Genomic DNA, 15,441 nt, shown 5'->3' with positions numbered 1-15,441 from the left:
TCGGTTCCGCCGGCGTCTTCGCCGGGCATGTCCGGGGCGCAGCGCCGCACCGCCGAGAAGGAGCTGGCCGCGGCCGAACCCGAGCCGCTCCAGCAGCTGCGCCGGCGTGACCTCCCGGCCCTCGACCTCGTAGCCGCCGCGCAGCCCGCCCAGCACGTCGGCGATCCGGTCGCCGGCCAGCGCGTCCAGCTCCTCGCCCCGCTGGTCGAGCACCGCGAGCCGCACGGTTTTGCCGCGCTTGACGCGCCCGCTGTCCGGAGCAACGGTGCCGGCGATGAGCCCCAGCAGCGTCGACTTCCCGGCGCCGTTGGCCCCGACGATGCCGGTGCGCTCACCGGGGGCGATCCGCCATTCGACGGCGCGCAGCACCGGCCGGTCGCCGAACGAGACCGACACGTCGAGCAGGTCGACGACGACCTTGCCGAGCCGCGCCGTCGCCAGCTTGGCCAGCTCGACGGTGTTGCGCAGCGGCGGCACGTCGGCGATCAGCTGGTTGGCGGCCTCGATGCGGAACTTGGGCTTGCTGGTCCGGGCCGGCGGGCCCCGCCGCAACCACGCCAGCTCCTTGCGCATCAGGTTTTGCCGCTTGGCCTCGGCGGCGGCGGCCAGCCGGTCGCGCTCGACGCGCTGCAGCACGTAGGCCGCGTAGCCGCCTTCGAACGGCTCGACGATCCCGTCGTGCACCTCCCATGTCGCGGTGGCGACTTCGTCGAGGAACCAGCGGTCGTGGGTCACCACCAGCAGGCCGCCGCTATTGCGCGCCCACCGGTCGCGCAGATGGGCGGCCAGCCAGGTGATGCCCTCGATGTCCAGGTGGTTGGTTGGCTCGTCGAGGGCGATCACGTCCCATTCACCGATCAGCAGCCGCGCCAGCTGCACCCGCCGGCGCTGCCCGCCGCTGAGCGTGGAAACCGTTGCCTCCCAGGCTATGTCGGAGACCAGCCCGCCCACCACGTCGCGGACCCGCGCGTCGCCGGCCCACTGGTGCTCCGGTTGGTCGCCGACCAGGGTCCAGCCCACCGTGCGGTCCGGGTCCAGGGTGTCGGCCTGGCTCAGCGCGCTGACCCGCAGCCCGCCGCGGCGGGTGACCCGTCCGGCGTCCGGGCGCAGCCCGCCGGTCAGCAGGCCCAGCAGGCTGGACTTGCCGTCGCCGTTGCGCCCGACGATGCCGATGCGGGCGCCGTCGTTGACCCCGAGCGTCACCGACTCGAAGACGACCTGAGTCGGATATTGCAGACGTATGCCCTCGGCTCCCAGTAGGTGCGCCACCGGGCAATTATTCGAGGGTCAGCAGCGCGTGGTCGATGTGGGTCCGTGTGTCGGGCGACGTCTTGCCGGCGACGGCGTCCAGGAAGCGCGCCGCGAGGTCGCGGACCTTGAGGTTGGTCTCCTGGGACCGCCAGGCCAGGATGTCGAACGCCCGATCCGCGGAGATGCCGTACGCGCTCATGAGCACGCCCTTGGCCTGCTCGATCCGGGCGCGGGCGTCGGCCACCGCCTCCAGGACGTTGGTGATGTCGGAGTGCAGCGAGTCGGTGACGTCGACGTAGAACCCGGACGTACCGACCATCTTGCCGCTGTCGTCGAGCATGCGGTCGCCGGCGACGACGACGCAGCGCGTGTGCCCGGCGGTGTCGACGATGCGGTGCCGGCTGCTGAACGGCTTGCCATTGACCACCCGGTCCAGGACGGCGGCGACGCGCTCGCGGTCCTCGGGGTGCTTGTGCTGCAGCAAGAGTTCGGTGGTGGGCTCGACCTGCCCCGGCTCGTAGCCGTGCATGCGCGCGACGGCGTCCGACCATTCCCAGCGCTGGCCGTCCAGGAAGAACCGGAACCTGCCGACCCGCTGCGGCTCGCCCAGGCCCAGCACCAGGTCGAGGGCGCCCAGCTCGCGCTCCTGCACCACGTCGGACATCACCGCCTCCGGCGGCGAGCCGCCGGACCGCCCGTTGCGACGCTGACCGGTGTCGCCTTCGAAATTCACAGTCATCGCCCGTCTCCCCCGGAAATCCTTGCGTTTTTGCCTTATCAATGCCCGCTTTCGGGCGCGTTCAAGCACCCCGGCCGCGCTCGAAGCCCTCAGCTCACCCGGTACTGCTCGGCGTCGCCGTGTTTGAACTCCAGCCCCAGCCCGGGCCGGTGCTGATCCGGCCGCAACGACCCGCCGTCGGGGGGCAGGGCGCCGTCGAACAGCATGTGCTCGATCCGGTGGTGGTCGTGGAAGTACTCCAGGTGCCGCAGGTTGGGGATCGCCGCGGCGACGTGGGCGTGCAGGTTGGGTGCGCAGTGACCCGACACGTCGACGTGGTGGGCGGCGGCGACGGCCGCGGCGCGCAGGAAGTCGGTGATGCCGCCACAGCGGGTGACGTCGATCTGCAGGCAATCGACCGCGTCGGCGGCCAGCATCCGCCGAAAATACGTGAGGTCATAGCCGTACTCGCCGGCCGTGACGTCCGGCGTCACCTGGTCGCGCACCTCCCGAAGCCCGGCGAGGTCGTCGGAGGACACCGGCTCCTCGAACCAGGTCACGTCGTGGTCGGCCATGGCGTGGGCGACCCGGATCGCCTGCTTGCGCCGGTAGCCGCCGTTGGCGTCGACATACAGTTCGGTGTCCGGCCCGATCACCTTGCGCGCGAGGGCTATTCGATCCAGGTCGCGGCGCTCGTCGGAACCCGACGACTCGCCTATCTTGATCTTCACGCGGGGGATCTTCCAGGTGTCGACCCAGCGCTCCAGTTGGGCGCGGGTCTGCCGTTCGTCGTAGGTGGTGAAGCCGCCGCTGCCGTAGATCGGCACCTCGGGATGCGCCACCCCGAGCAGCCGGCACACGGGGATGTCCAGCAGCTTGCCCTTGAGGTCCCACAGTGCCGTGTCGACGGCCGAGATCGCGCAGGACGCCAGGCCGGGGCGCCCGCTGTTGCGGACCGCAGTGACCATCGACTCCCACGCGCCGGTGATGTCGAGGGCGCTGTGCCCCTTGACGGCCCCGGCGAGCGGGCCGGTGATCAGCTGGCCGCAGGCGCCGGCGCCGTAGGTGTAGCCGAGCCCGCGCCGTCCGCCCGCGACCACCTCGGCCACGATCAACGTGGTCGACGACCAGGCGAAGGTGCCGTCGGCTTCCGGCGCGTCGGTGGGGATTTCGTACACCTGCGCGGTGACCTCGTCGACGCAGGCGTCGGGGCGCGTTGGCATGGGGACTCCTAGCTGGGCAGGGCGGCGGCGGGCAGGGTGCGCCGGGCGATCGGCGCGGCGAGCTGACGCCGAAGACGGACGAGCGTGGCGAGCCGCTCGTCGGCCGGGGGCTCGGCGACGGCGGGCGCGCGCCGGGCGTCCGCGGCGCCGCCGACACCGAACAGGCCGGCGACGGCCGCGCTTAGCAGCGTCAGCCGTCGCGACCGGCGGTCGACGGCGGCCCAGGCGAGCATCGAGACGGCGTGCACCAAATCCACCTCCGCGCCCAGCGCCAGGCTTACGGCGTCGGGCCGAACGTCGGTGACCACCGCCTGGGTCAGCAGGCGCGCCCCCAGGATCCTGGTCACCGCCCGTTCCCGGGCCGCCGGCGGCTGACCGGTGACCAGCCGCAGAACCGGCCGCGGGACGGCGAGCAGCACGGTTCCGTAGACGAGTCGCGCCCACCCGGTCATCGCGCGCGTTGGCGGGCGGCCAGGGCGCCCAGCGCCCCCAGCCCGAGGGTCAGCGCGCCGCCGGCGACGCGGTGGCGGGAGAACCAGGCTTCCGGGCTGTGGGTGTGAGCCTTCTCGTCGAAGTCGCCGTGCGCGCCGTGGTCGCTGCCGGGCTCCTCGTCGACCGGTTGCCAAAGGTTGTGGGGCCGTTGGCCGTTCGTGCGCTCCTCGGTCTGCTGCGAGTCGTAGCCGGTGCGGCCGAGGTAGCGATCTAGCAGCGGGGCGAGGAACTTCTGCCCGAGCAGCGTGACCGCGGTGCTGTCGCCGACCCAATACTGTTTGCGCTCCGGATGATCGGCGGCATAGACAACGCCTTGTGCCGCCACCTCCGGCTGGTAGATCGGCGGCACCGGCTGGGGATGGCGCGGCAACCGGGACAACACCCAGGAGAACTGGGGGGTGTTGACCGCGGGCATCTGCACCAGGGTGATCCGCACGTTCGAGCCCTCGTGCAGCAGCTCGCAGCGCACCGATTCGGTGAACCCGTTGACGGCGTGCTTGGCGCCGCAGTAGGCCGACTGCAGCGGGATCGACCGCTCGCTGAGCGCGGAGCCGACCTGCACCACGGTGCCGCGATCGCGCGGCCGCATCTTGGCCAGCGCCACCATGGTGCCGTGCACGTAGCCGAGGTAGGTCACCTCGGTCACGCGTTTGAATTCCTCGGCGGTGATCTCCGAGAACGGCGCGAAGACGGAGGTGAACGCGACGTTCACCCAGGTGTCGATGGGCCCGAACGTCAATTCGGTCTCGTCGGCGGCCGCGGCCACGGCCGAATAGTCGGCCACATCGGTCGGGATGGCCAGCGCCTTGCCGCCGCCCGCCTCGACGTCGCGCGCCGCGCCCTCCAGACCGGCGGCGCCGCGGGCGAGCAGGGCGACATTCGCGCCGCGCCGTCCGTACAGTTGGGCGGTGGCGCGGCCGATGCCGGCGCTGGCCCCGGTGATCACGACTGTCTCTGTGCGTTCTGTCATCGCCGAATCTCCTCTCGTTCAATCGGGGTGAACGGCCTCCTCGGCGAGGGTGGCCGTGCATTCCAGCAGCAGGGCGTGCGCGAACGCTTGCGGCAGGTTGCCGCGAAGCTGGCGCTGCCTGACGTCGTATTCCTCGCACAGCAGCCCCGGCGGGCCGCAGGCGGCGCGGTTGCGTTCGAACCAGCGCATGGCGCAATCGGCGTGGCCCAGTTGGCCTTCGGCCAGCGCCATCATGAATCCGCACAGCAGGAACGCGCCCTCGGCGTCGCCGAGGTCGCGCTCGTCGTGCCGGAAGCGATAGACGTAGCCGTCGCGGGCGAGTTCCCGGCGGACGGCGTCCAGGGTGGCCCGCGTGCGGGGGTCGTCGGCCGGCACGGCGCCGCGCACCGGCGGCAGCAACAACGACGCGTCGACGCCGGTCAGGCGGGGGCTGCGCTGCCAGTAGCCGCGCGGGTGCACGCAGCTGGAGGCGGTGTCGGCGAGGACGGCGTCGGCCAGCGAAGCGGAGCCGGCGACCTCGGGGCCCGCGCCGGCCACCTTCGCGATGGCGCGCAGCCCGGCCACGCAGGCCAGGCGGGACTGCGTCCACAGCTCGTCGTCGATCTCCCACACGCCGGCATCCGGTTCGCGCCAACGTTTTTCGATCGCGGCGATCGCGGTTTGCGCGGCGCGCCAACCCTCGGCGTCGAGCCGGTCCACGCCGGCCGCGAGGGCCAGCAGCTGCAGCGCCTCGCCGAAGACGTCGAGCTGGAATTGCTGGTTGACCCGGTTGCCGACCTTGTCGGTGCCGCCCGGGTAGCCCGGCAGGTCGAGGGCCTCTTCGCTGGGCACGGGGCCGCCGGTGACGGTGTAGGCGGGTTTGAGGTGCGGGCCGTCCTCGAGCAGCCGGGCGCCGACGAACTCGACCGCTTGGTCGAGCAGCTCGGTCTCGCCGACGGCGCCCGCGGCCAGGCCGGCGTACACCTGGTCGCGGATCCAGGCGTAGCGGTAGTCGTAGTTCTGGTTGGTGTGCGCGCGTTCGGGCAGGCTCATCGTGGCGGCGGCGACCATGCCGCCGCTGCGGCTGGTCAGCCCGCGCAACACGGCGTAGGAGTGACGCGCGTCGCGGGGGGCCATGGTGGAGTTCAGCTCCGGCACGCTGCGGTGCCACGCGGCCGCGGTGGCGTCCCACGCGATGTCGGGGTCGGCCGGCCGGTCGGGCAGCGCGCGTTCGGACAGCTCCAGAACCAGGTCGTGCTGCGCGCCCTCGTCGATGGTGATGTCGCACATCAGCGGCTCGCTGCGGCCGTGGGTGGATTTGACGGGGCGAGCGTCCCGGCCGCCCGACCACCGCCACCGCAGCCGCCCGGACCGGCCGCCCCAGACGCCGTCGTCGAGGTTCGGCTGGCCGGGGCCGTGTCGTCCGAACGCGGCGCTCGGCGCCAGCAGCACCCGCAGCCGCGCCGTCCCGCGGCAGCCCATCAGCCGCCTCAGGAGCACCACCCGGTCGGGATCGCCGGGAAAGGCCAGCGCCTCGCGGCACTCCACGATGCCGTCGTGGGTGGTCCACCGGCTGCGCCAGATCAGGGTGCCCGGCTCGTAGTAGCCGCCCCACACGTTCCGCACGTCGGTCGGGGTGATCGCGTAAACCCCGTCGCCGCCGATCAGGTTGGAGAACACGGCCTCCGAATCCCACCGCGGCGCGCACATCCACGCCACGTCGCCCTGCGGCCCGATCAGCGCGCCGCGCTCGCCGTCGGCGATCAGCGCGTACTCACGCAGCACGCGCGGCGCATAGGCCGCGTCGACGTCGATGGGCTGCTCAGCCACGGGCCGCCACCTTCGACCGCCCACCGACGGCGCCGGCCGCCGCGGTGGGAATCTTGCCCGCCGCCATCCGCTCGGCCAGCCGCGACGCCAACGCCATGATGGTCAGGGCCGGGTTCGCCGAGCCCTGCGTCGGGCACACCGAACCGTCGGCGAGGAACAGGTTCGGCACGCCCCACACGCGGTGATCGGAGTCGACGACCGAATTCTCCGGGCTGGTCCCCATGCGGGCGCCGCCGATCAGGTGCGCGAAGCGCTCGATCGTGAGGACGTCCTGGGCGTCGGCGGCGTGCAGGATGTCGCCGATCACCTTGGTGGAGTACGCGATGTTGGCCTTGTCGTTGTCGCACAGGCTGTAGTCGAACCGGGCCACCGGGATGCCGTACGGGTCTTTCTCGTCGGCGAGGGTGACGCGATTGTCCGGCCGGGGCAACAGCTCGTTGAGCACGCCAATGGTGGCCCAGTGGTTGTAGTCGCGCATGTACTCGCGCAGGGCGCGGCCCCAATGCCCGTCGGCCATCACGTGTTCGGCCCACCCGATGGGCATGGGTGACACGGTCTGAATGGAAAATCCGCGTGCAAATCCGCGTGCGGGGTCCGTCTCGTAGAACTGTTCGGAGGACACCTCCGGGGGAGGCGCCTTGTACATCCGGACCTCCTCGGGCCAGCGGCCCGCCGACTGGGTGGCGCCCTGCACCATCACGTAGCGCCCGACCTGATCGTCGTTGTTGCCCAACCCATTCGGGAAGCGGTCGCTGACGGAGTTGAGCAGCAGGCGCGGGGTTTCGATGGAATAGCCTGCGACGGCGACCGCTTTGGCGCGTTGCAGCCGCTCGGCCCCGCCCGCCTCGTCGTGGTACACCACGCCCCGGGCGGCGCCGCTCTCGTCGAGTTCGACGCGTGAGGCCATGCAGTTGGCGCGGATCTCCACGGCGTGGGCCAGCGCATCCGGCAGGTGCGTGACGTACGGGCTGGCCTTGGCGTTGACCTTGCAGCCCTGCAGGCAGTAGCCGCGGTAGATGCAATGCGGGCGGTTGCCGAAGGTGCCGTTGACGATGCCGACCGGCCCGACGCGCATCTCGATGCCGAGCTTAAGGGCACCCTCCCACAGCTTGGCGGCAGCACCCGAAATGGGATGTGGGGCAAAGGAATACCGATGGGGATAGCCCCAGGGCCAGTTCTGGCCCGCCACCGGCAGTTCGAGCTCGACGCGCTCGTAGTGCGCGCGGATGTCCTCGTAGCCGATGGGCCAGTCGGCCCCGACCCCGTCCAGGGTCCGGGTGGCGAAGTCGCTGGGGTGGAAGCGCGGACAGTAGCCGGCGTAGTGGACCATCGAGCCGCCCACCCCGCGCCCGGAGTTGTTCTTGCCCAACTCGATCGGGTCGTCGCCGCCGATGATGCGCTTCTGCGTCCAGTACAGGTCGTGCGAGCCGGCCTCGTCGGAGACCCAGTCCTCGTCGGGGTGCCAGAACGGGCCCGCCTCGAGGATCACCACCGCCCACCCGGCGCGGGCCAGGCGCTGGGCCAGCACCGAGCCGCCCGCGCCGGCCCCGACGACGACGAGGTCGACCTCGTCGTCGTCGCGGTAGCGGCACATGGTTTTCTCGCCGGGCAGGTCGCGGGAATGCACGTCGAGCAGGAACCGGGAGTCGTTGTCCTTCGGCTCGACCGCTCCCTTGAGCACACCGCGCAGGAAGTCGCCCATCACACCTCACCGCTTTGTTCGACGCGCACGGGATCCTCGTCGGTGGCGCCACGGGTCTCGAACGGCTCGCGCGCCGCGGCCGGACCGCTGGCACCGCCGAGACGCATGAACCCGCGCGGGTAGGCGGGGCCGCCGAAGCCGATCTCGTTCCACGCCCAGGGATGGGAATAGAAGCCCGACAGCGTCATTCGCATGCACACCGACCAGGCGCGCTTGACGTTCAGGCGCTCCCAGGCCCCGCCCTCCAGCTCGCCCCGCGAGAATTGTTCGATGATCGCTTCGCGGGCGTCGGGGTCGGCCTCGGCGAACGCCTTGCCGTGGCGGCGGGCGGCGGTCTCGTCGAGCGCGCGCAGCACCAGCCGCCAGGTGTCGCGGTCGTCGGGCATGTCGGCGTACTGGTAGCCGTCGAGTCGCCCGTCGGCGAGCTTGGAGTCGACCGATTCGGCCGCCGGCACCCGCGGCTCGCCGTCCTGCGCCAGCACGGTGTCGCAGAACGCCCGCAGGCACGGTTCCTCCTCGGCGGTGAAAAACCGCAGGGGACCCGGCGGTTCCAGCCTGGCCAAGACCACCTTCCGGGTGGCGTGGTCCCACGAGTCGGTCGTCTCGAGAACGTCGAAATCGGGGTAGCGCCCGATCATTTGGGGCGTGGTGCCGCGGCGCTGCTTCGGAAGCCACGACGGGTGTGGGGGCTGGCGATCGGGGCGCAGGTTGGGCAGGTGGTCGGGCAGAGAGGTGTCGGCCATTGTGGAAATCCCTTGCAATCCCTCGTTATCGCCGGAACCGTTCGCGGCGCAGGATCGAGGCCAGCAGCCCCATTCCGCCGACCATGCACATCAACCCGGGCGCCGCGATCGGCGGGCCCATCGGCACGTTGTAGGACGCGTTCTTCCACCCGCCCGGCTTGCGGCCGACGCCGCGGACGTGCAGGTATTCACCCATCAGCCCGTTGGCGGTGTAGATGCCCGCGGTGATCGGCAGCCAGACTTTGGCCCAGCGCCGCGAGAACACGCCGCCGATTCCGGCGACGACGACCGGCGGGGTCACGACGATCGGGCTCCACATCCATTTGTTGCCGAAGCTGGCCTTGTAGTGCTCGAAATAGATTTCCGCCGTGGTGACGAGGGCCGCTATCGCCGTGAGTCCCGAGAGGGAGCGTTCGAAGCGGCCGTGCGCGACGTCGTACAGCGCCCGCTCGGCCAGCTGCCCCGCGCCGCCGCGCCGGCGCCGTCCGGCGTTGTCTAGCAACATCATTTGACATCCCTTTCCTGCCGTCGGCCCGGCCACAGCGGCCCGGACTGGATCCCTTGCCGCGCGGCGTCGACGAAGCGCCTCGATCCGGTAAATCGCGTCGGTGTCCCGCGCCAACGGGCGGTCATGGGGGAAATCCGCCGTCTGGCATCGGGTCACCTCACTCCCGCAGGAACACGCCCGAGCGGCCACCCCTCCGACACCGCTGACGGGTCAGTCGAGGTGGCTGCCGAGAGGACCGGTTAAGCGCCCAGCTGCGTGTTTCAACCGAGGTGTCGTGACGGCATGGGGGCATGCGTCGCGAACCCTGCGCTGGGGTTAAGTACCCGGATTCGCGGGGGCTAACCATAGAATCGGGCGCCGGGCCGACGGCGCCGCTAAGCCATGGGGGGCAACGCAAGTCATCCGTTGCCGATTGGTCGGCGCCGATCTGTTACGGCCGCGACAACGGGGTCAACCAGAGCGGCGCGCGCGGCGCCCGGCGACGCCGTCGGCCTGGGCTCCTCGGAAGCCGCGCGGAGCGGCCGAAAAATTTACGGGCGCGACTAATTCGATGCGCCGCCGAGCCGGTCGCGGCCACCCCGCCGGCAAACAGCCTGACCAAAACGGCCGCGGGAGCTGGTGTGCCATGATGGCGGAGCTGTCAAGAGTCAGGGAGCAGCGGTGGATCTCAATTTTTCGATGGTCACGCGTCCGGTCGGGCGGCTCGTCGCCACGGCGCAGAACGGGTTAGAGGTCTTGCGGCTGGGGGGCCTGGAAACCGGCACGGTGCCGTCGCCGTCCCAGATCGTCGAGAGCGTCCCGATGTACAAGCTGCGCCGGTATTTCCCGCCGGACAGCCGGCCCGGGCAGCCGCCGGTCGGCCCGCCCGTGCTGATGGTGCACCCGATGATGATGTCGGCGGACATGTGGGACGTCACGAAGGAAGACGGCGCGGTGGGGATCTTGCACGCCGCCGGGCTGGATTGCTGGGTCATCGACTTCGGGTCGCCGGACAAGGTCGAGGGCGGCATGCGCCGCAACCTGGCCGACCACATCGTGGCGCTCAGCCAGGCCATCGACACGGTGAAGGACGCCACGGGCAGCGACGTGCACCTGGTCGGGTATTCGCAGGGCGGGATGTGGTGCTATCAGGTCGCCGCCTATCGCCGTTCGAAGGCCCTCGCCAGCATCGTGGCGTTCGGGTCACCGGTGGACACCCTGGCCGCCCTGCCCATGGGCATTCCGGCAAACTTCGCGGCTCCCGCCGCCAACTTCATGGCCGACCACGTTTTCAGCCGGTTGGCCATCCCGAGCTGGATGGCGCGCACGGGCTTTCAGATGATGGACCCGCTCAAGACGGCCAAGGCCCGGGTGGACTTCGTGCGCCAGCTGCACGACCGCGAGGCGCTGCTGCCGCGCGAGCAACAGCGCAGGTTTCTGGAGCGCGAAGGCTGGATCGCGTGGTCGGGCCCGGCGATCTCCGAGCTGCTCAAGCAGTTCATCGCGCACAACCGGATGATGACCGGCGGCTTCGCGATCAACGGCCAGATGGTCACGCTCACCGACATCACCTGCCCGGTGCTGGCCTTCGTCGGCGAGGTCGACGACATCGGCCAGCCTGCCTCGGTGCGCGGCATCCGGCGGGCGGCGCCGAACGCCGAGGTGTACGAACGCCTCATCCGCACAGGGCATTTCGGTCTTGTTGTCGGATCCCGGGCGGCGCGGGAGAGCTGGCCCACCGTCGCCGAATGGGTGCGCTGGCTGTCGACGGGCGGGGACAAGCCCAGCGGCATCGACCTGATGGCCGATCAGCCGATCGAGCACTCCGACAGCGGTGTCGCGATGAGTTCGAGGATCACGCACGGCCTCGGTGAGGTGTCCGAGGCGGCGATCGGGGCGGTGCGCGGCGCGGCCAGCACGGTCGTCGCGGCCAACAAGTCGATGCGCACCCTGGCCGTCGAGACCATCCGCACGCTGCCCCGGCTGGTGCGGCTCGGACAGATCAACGACCACACCCGCATCTCGTTGGGCCGCATCATCGAGGAGCAGGCGCAGAACGCGCCGCAGGGCGAGTTCCTGTTGTTCGACGGGCGGGTGCACACCTACGAGGCGGTCAACCGGCGCGTCAACAACGTCGTCCGGGGCTTGATCGAGGTGGGTGTGCGCCAGGGCGACCGGGTCGGCGTGTTGATGGAGACCCGCCCCAGCGCCCTTGTTGCCATCGCCGCGCTGTCGCGGCTGGGCGCCGTCGCCGTGGTGATGCGGCCCGACGCCGACCTGGCCGCGTCGGTGCGGCTCGGGGGAGTCAGCGAGATCCTCACCGACCCGACCAACCTCGACGCCGCACGAGACCTGCCGGGGCAGATCCTGGTGCTCGGTGGCGGCGAGACACGGGACCTGCACCTGCCCCACGACAGCGACGTCATCGACATGGAGCAGATCGACCCGGACGCGGTCGCGCTGCCGGCGTGGTACCGGCCCAACCCCGGATTGGCGCGCGACCTGGCGTTCATCGCGTTCACCGCGGCCGGCGGCGAACTGGTGGCCAAGCAGATCACCAACTACAGGTGGGCGGTGTCGGCCTTCGGGACGGCCTCGACGGCCGCGCTGGACCGCCGCGACACCGTGTACTGCCTCACGCCGCTGCACCACGAGTCCGCGCTGTTGGTCAGCCTGGGCGGCGCGGTCGTGGGCGGCACCCGCATCGCGCTGTCGCGGGGGCTGGACCCCAAGCGGTTCGTCCAGGAGATCCGGCAGTACGGCGTCACGGTGGTGTCCTACACCTGGGCGATGCTGCGGGAGGTCGTCGACGATCCCGCCTTCGTGCTGCACGGCAACCATCCGGTGCGCCTGTTCATCGGCTCGGGCATGCCGACGGGTTTGTGGCAGCGGGTGCTCGAGGCGTTCGCACCTGCCAACGTCGTGGAATTCTTCGCCACCACCGACGGACAGGCCGTCCTGGCCAACGTGTCCGGCGCCAAGATCGGCAGCAAGGGCCGCCCGCTCCCCGGCGTGGGGCGCGTCGAGCTCGCGGCGTACGACGCGGAGCACGACCTGATCCTGGAGGACGACCGCGGCTTCGTGCAGCGCGCCGAGCCCGTGCAGGTGGGGGTGCTGCTCGCCCAGTCCCGCGGGCCAATCGATCCCAGCGCGTCGGTCAAGCGGGGCGTGTTCGCCCCGGCCGACACCTGGATCTCCACCGAGTACCTCTTCTATCGCGACGGCGACGGCGACTACTGGCTGGCGGGCCGGCGCGGTTCGGTGGTGCACACCGCGCGCGGGCTGGTGTTCGCCGAACCGGTCACCGACGCCCTGAGCTGCATCAACGGCGTGGACCTCGCGGTGACCTACAACGTCCCGGTGGGCGACCGCCAGCTGGCGGTCGCGGCGGTGACGCTGCTGCCCGGCGCCGGCATCACCGCGGCGGACCTGACCGAAGCCGTCGGCGTCTTGCCCATCGGGGTGGGCCCGGACATCGTGCAGGTGTGCCCTGAGCTGACGCTCAGCGCCACCTACCGTCCCACCGTCAGCGCGCTGCGCGCGGCCGGGATCCCGAAGGCAGGGCGCCAGGCGTGGTACTACGACGCGACCAGCGAGCAGTTCCGCAAGCTGACTCCGGCCGCGCGGTCCCAACTGAGCGGTGCCCAGTGATGCTCGACGATGCCCTGCTCAGCATCCTGGTGTGCCCGGCCGACCGGGGCCCGTTGGTGCTCATAGGGGATGAGCTGCTCTACAACCCCCGGCTGCGGCGCGCCTACCGCATCGAGGAGGGCATCCCGGTCCTGCTGATCGACGAGGCGCGCGACGTCGACGACGACGAGCACGAACGCCTCATGGCACGAGCCCGTCCGGCAGATCCCCGGTGAGATAGCGCTGCAGGTTCGGCGCGACGGTCCGCGCGACCACATCGGCGGGCAGCGACGCGAACGGCTCCAATTCCAGGATGTAGCGCGCCATCACCACCCCCACCAACTGCGACGCGACGAACTGGACGCGGACGACGCCGCTGCCCGGGGGATCGTCGACGCGCGGACCCACCTCCCTCGCGATGACATCCTCGATGAAGTAACGAAACAGATTGGCCTCCGAGCCGGCCAGCATGGACCGCAGCGCGGCGACGAACGCCGTGCCGATCTCGGAGTCCCACAGCCGCAACAGCATTGACGGCAGCCGGTGGCCGAGTTCCTCGACGGGCACTTCGCGCATCTCGCCGAGGACTTCCATCGGGTCGATCGGGATGTGAACGGCCGCGGCGAACAGCTTTTCCTTGGTGCCGAAGTAGTGATGCACCAGCGCCGAATCGACGCCGGCCGCCGCGGCCACCGCCCGTATCGAGGTGTTGCCGATCCCGTTGCGGGCAAACAGCTCCCGAGCGCTCGCCAGGATGCGCTCCCGGGTGTCCGAGTTGCCCGCCGGTCGCCCCGGGCGCCTGCGCCCCGTGTTGGTCGTTGTCACGCTAGGGCGTCCGCCGCCGTAGCGTCGCCGCCGCCAGGCACAGCGCCGCCAGCGCGAACCCCATCACGACGACGATGTCGCGCACCGCGATGTAGGTGAGCTCGCTATGCGCGCCCACCTGCTGCAGGGCCTCCAGCGCGTAGCTCGCCGGCAGGACATTGCTGATCCACTGCAGCCAGTGCGCCATCAATGCCCGGGGCACGATGATGCCGGCGAGCAGCAGCTGGGGCACCATCACCAGCGGGATGAACTGCACGGCCTGAAACTCGGTGCGCGCGAAGGCGCTACACAGCAGGCCCAGTCCGACGCCCAGCACGGCGTTGACGATGGCGATCACGAACACCCATACTGGGCTGCCGGCGGTGTCGAAGCCCAGCAACCAGAACGACACGATGCAGGCCAGGATCGCTTGCGCCGCAGCGGCTATCGAGAACGCGGTGCCGTAGGCGATGAGCAGGTCCAGTCGGCGCAGCGGGGTGGTCAGGACGCGCTCGAGCGTGCCGGAGGCCCGTTCGCGCTGCATGGTGATCGACGTGATGATGAACATCACGAAGAGCGGGAACAGCCCCAGCAGGATCAGGCAGGCGTTGTTGAACGGCGTCGGCGCGCCCGGGCGGTGCGGGGCGTTCTCGAACATGAAGTACATCAACGTGATCACCAGGATCGGCACCACGAGGATCAGCGCGACGCTGCGGTGATCGGCGGCCAGCTGACGCAGGATGCGCGTCGTGGTGGCCGCGTAGCCCTTCAGCCCTAACCGGCCTGGAGCGTCGTGCTGCGCTTGATGATGGACAGAAACGCGTCCTCCAGTGACGGACATCCGGTGTCCTCTCGTAGTCGGGTCGGGGTGGTGTGGGCGACGAGGTGGCCCTCGCGCATCAGCAACAGGTCGCCGCAGTGGTCTGCCTCGTCCATCACATGGCTGGAAACCAGCAGGGTGGTGCCGCCGCGGGCGAGCTCGGTGAACTGCTCCCAAAGGTCGACCCGCAGCACGGGATCCAGGCCCACGGTCGGCTCGTCGAGCACGAGCAGCTCGGGCCGGCACACCAGCGCGCACGCCAACGACGCCCGGGTGCGCTGACCGCCGGACAGGTTGCCGCAGAAGGCGGTTCGATGGTCGGACAACCCGACCCGCTCGATGGCCGCGTCGGCGGCTCGGTTGTCGAAGCCGTACAGCGAGGCGAAGTAGCGGACGTTGTCCACGATTCGCAGGTCGTTGTAGATCGTCGGGTCCTGCGGCATGTACCCGACGCGGCGGCGCAGCGCCGCACTCCCGGCCGGCCGGCCCAGCACCGTGACGGTGCCCGACTTCAGGACCTGGGTGCCGACGATGCAGCGCATCAGCGTGGTCTTGCCGCAGCCGGACGGGCCGAGCAGCCCGGTGATCGTGCCCTTGGCGATTTTCACCGAAAAGTCATGCAGGGCAGGGCGTTTTCCGCGGACGACGCGCAAATGCTCGATGGCGACCGCTTCGGCGTGCCCCTTCGCCAATAATTCATCACTCGATGAACTCATCATGTGATGAATACTCCGCTCCCGGGCGGCCCCTGTCAAGGGTGGGTTCGCCGCGAACGTGCCATCAGCGCCTCGC

General features: G+C 70.6%; 14 protein-coding genes. 2 read left to right on the top strand and 12 right to left on the bottom strand.

Annotated elements, in window-relative coordinates; all coding sequences use genetic code 11:
• The 9 genes from A5655_RS13595 to A5655_RS13555 all read right to left on the bottom strand — a co-directional run.
• On the bottom strand, nucleotides 1-1,269 hold a 1,269-nt coding region (locus A5655_RS13595; protein ID WP_082978645.1), incomplete at its 3' end, for an ABC-F family ATP-binding cassette domain-containing protein.
• Nucleotides 1,270-1,276: 7 nt separating this feature from the next.
• Entirely contained in the window at nucleotides 1,277-1,990 is a 714-nt protein-coding gene (locus A5655_RS13590; protein ID WP_067010843.1) for a PAS and ANTAR domain-containing protein, read from the bottom strand.
• An 89-nt stretch (nucleotides 1,991-2,079) separates the two neighbouring features.
• Nucleotides 2,080-3,192: an enolase C-terminal domain-like protein gene (locus A5655_RS13585; RefSeq protein ID WP_067010842.1), complete on the bottom strand. Its 1,113-nt coding sequence runs from the start codon at nucleotides 3,190-3,192 to the stop codon at nucleotides 2,080-2,082.
• A gap of 8 nt (nucleotides 3,193-3,200) precedes the next feature.
• Entirely contained in the window at nucleotides 3,201-3,644 is a 444-nt protein-coding gene (locus tag A5655_RS13580; protein WP_067010840.1) for a hypothetical protein, read from the bottom strand.
• A complete protein-coding gene (locus tag A5655_RS13575; protein WP_067010838.1) occupies nucleotides 3,641-4,654 on the bottom strand; it encodes an SDR family oxidoreductase in 1,014 nt (337 codons plus the stop codon). Before A5655_RS13575 ends, A5655_RS13580 begins: the two co-directional genes overlap by 4 nt.
• An 18-nt stretch (nucleotides 4,655-4,672) precedes the next feature.
• Nucleotides 4,673-6,463: a glycoside hydrolase family 15 protein gene (locus tag A5655_RS13570; protein ID WP_067010836.1), complete on the bottom strand. Its 1,791-nt coding sequence runs from the start codon at nucleotides 6,461-6,463 to the stop codon at nucleotides 4,673-4,675.
• The gene (locus A5655_RS13565; protein WP_067010834.1) at nucleotides 6,456-8,165 is read right to left on the bottom strand and encodes a GMC family oxidoreductase; all 1,710 of its coding nucleotides are present in this window, start codon (nucleotides 8,163-8,165) and stop codon (nucleotides 6,456-6,458) included. Before A5655_RS13565 ends, A5655_RS13570 begins: the two co-directional genes overlap by 8 nt.
• On the bottom strand, nucleotides 8,165-8,908 hold the full coding sequence (locus A5655_RS13560; protein ID WP_067010832.1) for a gluconate 2-dehydrogenase subunit 3 family protein: 744 nt from the start codon (nucleotides 8,906-8,908) through the stop codon (nucleotides 8,165-8,167). The genes A5655_RS13565 and A5655_RS13560 overlap by 1 nt, the downstream gene beginning before the upstream one ends.
• A 25-nt stretch (nucleotides 8,909-8,933) precedes the next feature.
• Nucleotides 8,934-9,416 (bottom strand): hypothetical protein, encoded by a 483-nt coding sequence (locus A5655_RS13555; protein ID WP_067010830.1) that lies wholly within the window; start codon nucleotides 9,414-9,416, stop codon nucleotides 8,934-8,936.
• A gap of 660 nt (nucleotides 9,417-10,076) precedes the next feature.
• On the opposite strand from A5655_RS13555, the gene A5655_RS13550 reads away from it, so the two are divergent.
• Nucleotides 10,077-13,046 (top strand): acyl-CoA synthetase, encoded by a 2,970-nt coding sequence (locus tag A5655_RS13550; protein ID WP_067010828.1) that lies wholly within the window; start codon nucleotides 10,077-10,079, stop codon nucleotides 13,044-13,046.
• Entirely contained in the window at nucleotides 13,046-13,261 is a 216-nt protein-coding gene (locus A5655_RS13545; protein ID WP_067010849.1) for a Trm112 family protein, read from the top strand. The genes A5655_RS13550 and A5655_RS13545 overlap by 1 nt, the downstream gene beginning before the upstream one ends.
• Here A5655_RS13545 and A5655_RS13540 read toward each other — a convergent pair.
• The 3 genes from A5655_RS13540 to A5655_RS13530 are packed head-to-tail and all read right to left on the bottom strand — an operon-like array spanning nucleotide 13,227 to nucleotide 15,368.
• Nucleotides 13,227-13,850, bottom strand: coding sequence for a TetR/AcrR family transcriptional regulator (locus A5655_RS13540; protein ID WP_067010826.1), 624 nt, complete (start codon nucleotides 13,848-13,850; stop codon nucleotides 13,227-13,229). The two genes, A5655_RS13545 and A5655_RS13540, sit on opposite strands and share 35 nt — an antisense overlap.
• A 1-nt stretch (nucleotide 13,851) precedes the next feature.
• Entirely contained in the window at nucleotides 13,852-14,670 is an 819-nt protein-coding gene (locus A5655_RS13535) for an ABC transporter permease (RefSeq protein WP_197508692.1), read from the bottom strand.
• Nucleotides 14,604-15,368 carry an ABC transporter ATP-binding protein gene (locus tag A5655_RS13530; RefSeq protein ID WP_067010824.1) on the bottom strand — a complete coding sequence of 255 codons (765 nt, stop codon included), beginning with the start codon at nucleotides 15,366-15,368 and terminating at the stop codon, nucleotides 14,604-14,606. Before A5655_RS13530 ends, A5655_RS13535 begins: the two co-directional genes overlap by 67 nt.
• Nucleotides 15,369-15,441 lie beyond the last annotated feature (73 nt).

It is taken from the genome of Mycobacterium sp. 1081908.1 (assembly GCF_001673535.1).
Lineage (GTDB): Bacteria > Actinomycetota > Actinomycetes > Mycobacteriales > Mycobacteriaceae > Mycobacterium.
This window is presented reverse-complemented; position numbering and strand designations above follow the sequence as displayed.

Bases quoted from the DNA above. Each gene is read 5' to 3' on its own strand.
- A5655_RS13590 (WP_067010843.1), bottom strand. From the start codon at position 1,990: ATGACTGTGAATTTCGAAGGCGACACCGGTCAGCGTCGCAACGGGCGG.
- A5655_RS13585 (WP_067010842.1), bottom strand. From the start codon at position 3,192: ATGCCAACGCGCCCCGACGCCTGCGTCGACGAGGTCACCGCGCAGGTG.
- A5655_RS13580 (WP_067010840.1), bottom strand. From the start codon at position 3,644: ATGACCGGGTGGGCGCGACTCGTCTACGGAACCGTGCTGCTCGCCGTC.
- A5655_RS13575 (WP_067010838.1), bottom strand. From the start codon at position 4,654: ATGACAGAACGCACAGAGACAGTCGTGATCACCGGGGCCAGCGCCGGC.
- A5655_RS13565 (WP_067010834.1), bottom strand. From the start codon at position 8,165: ATGGGCGACTTCCTGCGCGGTGTGCTCAAGGGAGCGGTCGAGCCGAAG.
- A5655_RS13560 (WP_067010832.1), bottom strand. From the start codon at position 8,908: ATGGCCGACACCTCTCTGCCCGACCACCTGCCCAACCTGCGCCCCGAT.
- A5655_RS13555 (WP_067010830.1), bottom strand. From the start codon at position 9,416: ATGATGTTGCTAGACAACGCCGGACGGCGCCGGCGCGGCGGCGCGGGG.
- A5655_RS13545 (WP_067010849.1), top strand. From the start codon at position 13,046: ATGCTCGACGATGCCCTGCTCAGCATCCTGGTGTGCCCGGCCGACCGG.
- A5655_RS13535 (WP_197508692.1), bottom strand. From the start codon at position 14,670: ATGTCCGTCACTGGAGGACGCGTTTCTGTCCATCATCAAGCGCAGCAC.
- A5655_RS13530 (WP_067010824.1), bottom strand. From the start codon at position 15,368: ATGATGAGTTCATCGAGTGATGAATTATTGGCGAAGGGGCACGCCGAA.